The organism is Burkholderia sp. AU44665 (genome assembly GCF_030504405.1).
Lineage (GTDB): Bacteria > Pseudomonadota > Gammaproteobacteria > Burkholderiales > Burkholderiaceae > Burkholderia > Burkholderia semiarida.
The window spans coordinates 71183-77182 of record NZ_JAUJRI010000026.1 but is presented as its reverse complement, the minus strand read 5'-3'; the positions used below and the strand labels follow the sequence as shown (position 1 = coordinate 77182).

Genomic DNA, 6000 nt, shown 5'->3' with positions numbered 1-6000 from the left:
GCTGGCGGGGCGGCCAGCGCCGGGGCCGGACGCCGGCGGCGGCCGAGCCCCAGGAGCGGACAGCCCGTGTACCCGGCGCGCGGGTGCGTGCGGCTTGCGTGCCTGGCGCAGCCGGGCGCGCAAGGTGCCGCGCGCCGGCTGGATAATCAGAACGGCGCGGATCCGCCGCGGCCAGCTGGGGCGAGCGGTCCACCGCCCGCGCCGGCCGCTCGATGCGGACGGGGTGGGCCGCCCGGTATCAGTGGAACATTTCGCGGTACGGAAACGGCCTTCCGCGTTCCAGTCGCCGGCCGGGCCCGCGGGGCCAGGCCGGCGGTGGAACATGATTGATCGGGGATCGCCGCCGGCACCAGGCGCGCGCCGGCGGACGCGCGTCACCTCGCGGCGGCACCGCGGCCGTGAACAACACCGGCGTCGAATGCCGCCGCGAGCGCGTCGCGGATGCACCAGACCGCGCAATCGTGAAAGTCCAGCCGATCGCTGTGGCGCGTTTCAAGCGTGTCGATGTTCAGATGGATACGCGCGATCGCAAACAGCAACATTTCGAATTCGCCTTTGTTCATGGGTGTCTCGGCAGAGGCCTGCCGCGGGCAAAGCCCGGGCAGGCGGGTGAATTTATCGCCGGGCGCACTGACCGGCCTGGAACGCTTCCAGCATCGCGTAACGCAACGACGTCGGCAGGATTTCGATTTCCGTGTCGGAATCCCACACGTACGAGATCTCCGGGCCGAAGGCGTTGGCTGCGATCGCGGCCAAAATTGCATCAATCAAATATCGGGGCATGCTGTTCTCCAGTTGTGCCGGCCGCGGCGCGCGGCCGGCGCTCGTGTGGTCAAGAAAGCTGCACTGCGCCGCAGTTCTCGGCCAGGCAAAAGGCGAAATACCAGTTGCGGTACAGCTCGGCGAACAGGTGATCGAGGTCAGCGTCGATCGCTCCGATGAACCGGCTGAAATCGTCGGCCAGCTTCGCGGAGGTCCGCGACCCGATCGTTCCCGACGTGATCGAGAAATCGATCAGTTCCTTAAACGGGCCGTCCTTTGCAGCGATCGCGCCGTTCGTGTGGCAGATTCGCGCGGCGCCGATCGAGATCGCCGGGTAATCGGCGAGCTCGGCCAGGCGCTCGCGGAAAATGTCGTGCATAACGTAGGTGCCGGCGCTGAATTCGAAGGAATTGCGATACCGGTAGATACGCGCCATGTCCAGGTCGCTGGCGCGGTGGGGGAACCGCGCCGCGGCGTCGAGGCGAACACAAAACACGTCCACGGGGTCGCCGTTCTCGTTCGTGCGGGGATGGTCGAGCTGCTCGAGACCGGAAAAGGCTGAAACGATCAGTCGCATGGTGATTGTCCTCAGGTCTGGTCTTAGGCGGCGGCCAAGGCGGCGCCGGCGACGGGCGCCGTCAGGCGCGCCTTTGCGGCCGCAAAGTAGGTCGCGTCCAGCTCGATGCCGATATACCGGCGCCCGAGCTCGCGCGCGGCAACACACGTCGAGCCGGAGCCTGCAAACGGATCCAGTACGACGTCGCCGGGCTGCGTAAAAGCGGAAATGAGTGTGCGCAGCGCGGCGACCGGCTTTTCGGTCGGATGGTGGCGGTTGCCGCTGTACGGAAACGGCATGACGTCGGCGATCGGCGCGGCCGGCGCCGCGGGCCGCCCCTTGGCGAGCAGGTAGGCCGATTCGTGCTGGTACTTCACCAGGCCGGCCTTGGACGCGTAGGACTTCGTGAAAACGAAGTGTCCAGCCACGCGAAAGCCGGCCGCCTTCCATGCGTCGAAAAACAGGTCGACCTTGTTCCAGCCGTAGAACGAAATGCATACGGCGTCGTGCTTCAACACGCGGAACATTTCGGCGAACGCCGGCGCCAGCCAGTCGCCGTTTACGTCGTTCGCGATCGAGCGACCGCTCCGATCGCGGAAATTGACGAGATAGGGCGGGTCCGTGACGATGCAGTCGACGGATTCAGGGGCGAGTTGGGGCATGGCGACCAGGCAGTCGCCGTTGTACAAATAGCTCACGGTCAGCTCCATAGAGTTGAGATAAGGGCAGCCGGAGCGATGCGGCTCGCAAACCGTGCTACCCGGAGCTGGCGAGCGCCCGCGGGAGAATGGCGGGCAAGGGGACCGTGGAATACCGGAGTGCGCGAAGCGCGCGAGGATATGCCGCGAAAGCCCCTTGCAGGAGCAGGGCGCCGTGCGACACTCGTCGCGCGCGGCGCAATGGTCCGGCCGCCAGGCTACGGCGGGCGAACGTGGGCTCCGGGTTCAAAGGTCGACTGCGGAAGGGATGCGAGGCGCTTGGCTAGCTCGTAGGCGCCGGGCGCGGGAGTGGTGTTGCGTCACGGACATGAGCGCGACGGCGGACGCAGATCGCCGAGCGCGATCGCGATTTCCGTGTAGCGGCCGCGAAGCGGCCGCCGCGCGAAATTGGGATCGTGGAAATGGGGGAACCGAGGTGGTTGATCACCAACCAGCGTCAGCCACTACGCCTCGAGCTCGAACGCCAAGGAAGTCTGTGCACCATCCGTCGTGGCCTTATGCGCCCAAGCCCGCCGCGCTTCCTCGGGAAGTTCGCTAAAGCGCACACCGTATGCGAGGAGCTGCTCGATGTCGTGCCCGAGGTTCAGGCCGAGCCGATCCTTGAAGTCGGTGCGACGGGCCACTTCATCGTGCTTCAGCTGCTGCTTATGGGAGAGGGTGAGCGCGCCGTAGTTCAGGTACCACCGATAGCCGGTCGTGATCCCGCCGGGATGAAAGCCGCGGTCGTGCATCGCCGCGAGGCGATCCGCTTCGAACTCCAGGATCATCTCGGCCGAGTCGAGGTCGACGTCGAAGCGATCGCCGGTGCGGACGCGCCAAGTGCTCTTTCCATCACCCAGGTCCAACACAGTCGGCGCGCACGGCGAGCGCTCCGTCAAAGCCTCCATCAGCGGATCTCGAAACCCGGTCCACTGATCCGCCGTATCGTCCCACTCGGCGCCGACCTTCAGGAACAGCGGCTCGGGCAACGGTGCCGGCGCGACCGGTGCGATTTCCGGTACGAAATAACTCACGCCACGCTCGCAGATGTCCCGGTAGTCGGCCCAGATTGCGAAGGGGGCAGCGAGTCCCTGCAGCGACTGCATTGCGTCGACGGCAATCATCATCGGCAGGGGTAGAGTCTGGAATTTTGGTTGCGTTCCAGCGCGGCGGGCGCGGATCCTCTCGTCACGATCGATTGTCAGCATGTACCGGACGAGCTCGCGTACGGTAGCCGCACCGAACGTATCCGGTTCGACGCAGATGTACCCTTGACGGATTGTGCGACCGACCCAGTTTCGACGCGACCAGTCGTAACGGATCGCGCGGATGAACCGGTTCAGCTGCTGCAGGCCGCGTGCGTAGGCGTACCGATCTCCGTCGAAGCGGATCATCTCGGCGAGCGAACGATCATCGGCTTGCTGGCAGGTCCAGCAGCCGGTGCGCGCATCGCAGTTTCCGCGTCGCACACGCTTGCCGGCGGACGCCTCCTCGAACGTGAGATCGGACACGATCGCGCAGCTGCTGTTGCCGGCATGCGCGTAGATCCGCTTCGTCTCTTCGAAGTCCGTGTAGGTCCGGCGCAGCCCGGATGAGACTTCGCCGATAAACTCCCAGACATCTTCAGTCGACCAGTCGGCGATGGGGCAGAGGGTAAGTTCGCCGTCGCTGTTGCGGACCGGCGTATCGGCGCGATCGCCGCGGGCGGTCATCTTCGCCTTGCGGCGCTCACTTTCGTTGAAGCGGGTGCCGAGCAAGATCACGGGTTCTGCATAGCCGGCCTTCCGTGCCTCGCGATATAACTGATTGCGACCGACGCGGCTGGGCTCGATCTTCAACGAGACTGAGCAGTCCGAATTCGTGCCGGCGTAGCTCGGCAGGGCGCGGCCCGTGAGGACCGACAGTTGCCAGGACGTCGCGAGTGACGGTGCGACAACCAGCACGCGCACCTCGAATCCGTGAGCGCGACCATAGGCCTCCATCTTCCCCAGCTCCCGACGCGCGTGCTCTACCATCTCGGGCGACTCGACCAGGGTGTCGGCCGTAATCACGCAGACGAGCGGCCGGCCGCCGGCGGCAGCATGCCGACGTGCTGCGTCCAGCGCGAGGCTCGTCACAACTCCACTATCCTTGCCCGCGCTGAACTGGCAAATCACCATCCGATTCGCGGCGAACAGTGCCCCGAGCGCCTCGAGCGCGCGTTCGCCGCGCTGATCGACGGTGGGGCGCAGTTCCGCCTGCACGAACATTTCGACCGTTTCCATAGCGCTCGGCTTCCGTGGTCAGTGGGTGTCGCGCCGCACAAACAGCCGTGCGCCCGTGACCGACCGGGGAAACCCGTGCGCGTCCGTGGTTTCCGCAAGCATCGCGTCGACGTCCATCTGTACGTTGGCTCCCGATCGACGGCTGCCGGCCCGGTGCACGCCGACGATCTCGAGCAGCTGCAGCCGGCCCGCGCGATAACCCTCAACCGTCATAGCCGCCCGGACGTCGGGTGCCAAAAAGTCTGCGTAGCGCACCGCGAGGCGCTCAATTGCGCGTGCAATTACGTGATCGCTGAACTGTCTCGACAGGATGATGCGGTCCGCAGCGAGGTGAACCGTCAACCGGCCGGCCGACGTCAGCATGAAGTGCTCGACCCGCATGACCTTCCCCCCGTCGACCACGCGTGTGGCTTGCAGCGGCAACACGAGCCGAGCCACCTGCAGGTCACGCGGGCCGTCGGTCCAATCGACCGTCAGGTGTGAGCCGTTCGCTTTCTTCGCGACGGCGATCGCAAACGACGTCGTGGGGAATGCCTCCCCGAGAATCGTCTGTACCAGCTGCGCCGTTTCGATGAGGTTGAGCGTATCGGCGATGACTTTCGGCGGCGTCGCGTCGCCGGAGCTGGTGCGGGCACGCACCGATTCAGTAGAGCGGGAGAAGTTGTTTCCGGTGGCATGCATCATGATCGACCTCGATAGAAATGGAACACGACAACGTTCTGAGAGGCGCCGACGGAAATCGTCGGCGCGTGGTGGGGCTTAGCTCTTACGGGTGCGCAGCGCGTCGGCGAGAACCCAAAGCGCACAGTTCAACTTGACGTCCTGGTCGATGCCCGTGACCGCCCGCGTGCGAGTGCGGCGTCCGGTCGCGGTTCGGCCAGGTTGCCCACCTCGAATCAAGGATTCCTGCACGCGGTTGAAGGTCGTCCACAAGTCGTTACCGGCATCCGCGGTACGGCGCGGACGGAGTACCTGTTCTTCCGTGACCGGCGCCGGCGCAATCGTGGTGTCGTAGCGGTAGGCGAGGGCGGCTCGAGCAAAAGCGTGCTGCTCGTGCTCATCGAGCTGCACTTCCGACATGCCTTCTTTGACCTCGCGGATCAAGTCGAAGCCGTCGAGTACGTCGTACGCGCCGGCGACGACGTCGTCGACTACGTTGCCCTTGTGCGGGACGCGCACGTCGTGCGTCGTGTCGCCGAGCACGAGGCCGTTTTCGCAGACGAAGCGAAAGTACCCACCCAGCATCTGATAGCTGCTCGAACCATCGTGAGAATTGAGGAGAATGATTTCCGGTGAGTCGGCTTGCGTGACCTGCGTGGCATGGCGCAGGCGGAGCATGTGTTTCGCGTGCTCGCGCTTGCCGCTGTCGCGCACGCGCGTTTGGCAGACCATGAAGGGCTGAAACCCTTCCGCACGCAGCTTCGTCAGGATCTCGATAGTCGGGATATACGTGTAACGCTCCGACCGGGAGTCGTGCTTGTCGGCCGCGAAGATCGATGGTGCGACCTGCCGGATTTGGTCGTCATTGAGCGGCGTGCTCGAACGAAGAATCGGGGCTGTGCGGCTGAACGTGGTTGCGAGTTTCATGGCTTTCTCCGTTGAAAATTCAGTTGCGAGGCAGAGGGATTTCGACGGTGTCCGTCAACACCAAACGACGTGGCGATAGTCGACCGTGCGTCGGTAGTAGTTGCGTCCATCCCATGGCGTGTACGTGTATTCC

7 protein-coding genes are annotated in these 6000 nt (G+C 64.9%); all 7 read right to left on the bottom strand.

Features of this window, described 5'->3' with window-relative positions; genetic code table 11:
- Positions 1-374 precede the first annotated feature (374 nt).
- On the bottom strand, positions 375-563 hold the full coding sequence (locus QZM15_RS30145; protein WP_109343331.1) for a hypothetical protein: 189 nt from the start codon (positions 561-563) through the stop codon (positions 375-377).
- A gap of 52 nt (positions 564-615) precedes the next feature.
- Entirely contained in the window at positions 616-783 is a 168-nt protein-coding gene (locus tag QZM15_RS30140; protein WP_174392484.1) for a hypothetical protein, read from the bottom strand.
- A 49-nt stretch (positions 784-832) separates the two neighbouring features.
- Entirely contained in the window at positions 833-1339 is a 507-nt protein-coding gene (locus QZM15_RS30135; protein WP_109343332.1) for a hypothetical protein, read from the bottom strand.
- A 23-nt stretch (positions 1340-1362) separates the two neighbouring features.
- On the bottom strand, positions 1363-2016 hold the full coding sequence (locus tag QZM15_RS30130; protein ID WP_109343350.1) for a DNA methyltransferase: 654 nt from the start codon (positions 2014-2016) through the stop codon (positions 1363-1365).
- Between the two features lie 464 nt (positions 2017-2480).
- Entirely contained in the window at positions 2481-4280 is a 1800-nt protein-coding gene (locus QZM15_RS30125) for a phosphoadenosine phosphosulfate reductase family protein (RefSeq protein ID WP_109343333.1), read from the bottom strand.
- A gap of 18 nt (positions 4281-4298) precedes the next feature.
- The gene (locus QZM15_RS30120; protein ID WP_109343334.1) at positions 4299-4964 is read right to left on the bottom strand and encodes an LPD29 domain-containing protein; all 666 of its coding nucleotides are present in this window, start codon (positions 4962-4964) and stop codon (positions 4299-4301) included.
- 75 nt (positions 4965-5039) lie between these two features.
- Positions 5040-5867, bottom strand: coding sequence for a DUF932 domain-containing protein (locus QZM15_RS30115; RefSeq protein ID WP_109343335.1), 828 nt, complete (start codon positions 5865-5867; stop codon positions 5040-5042).
- Positions 5868-6000: the final 133 nt, after the last annotated feature.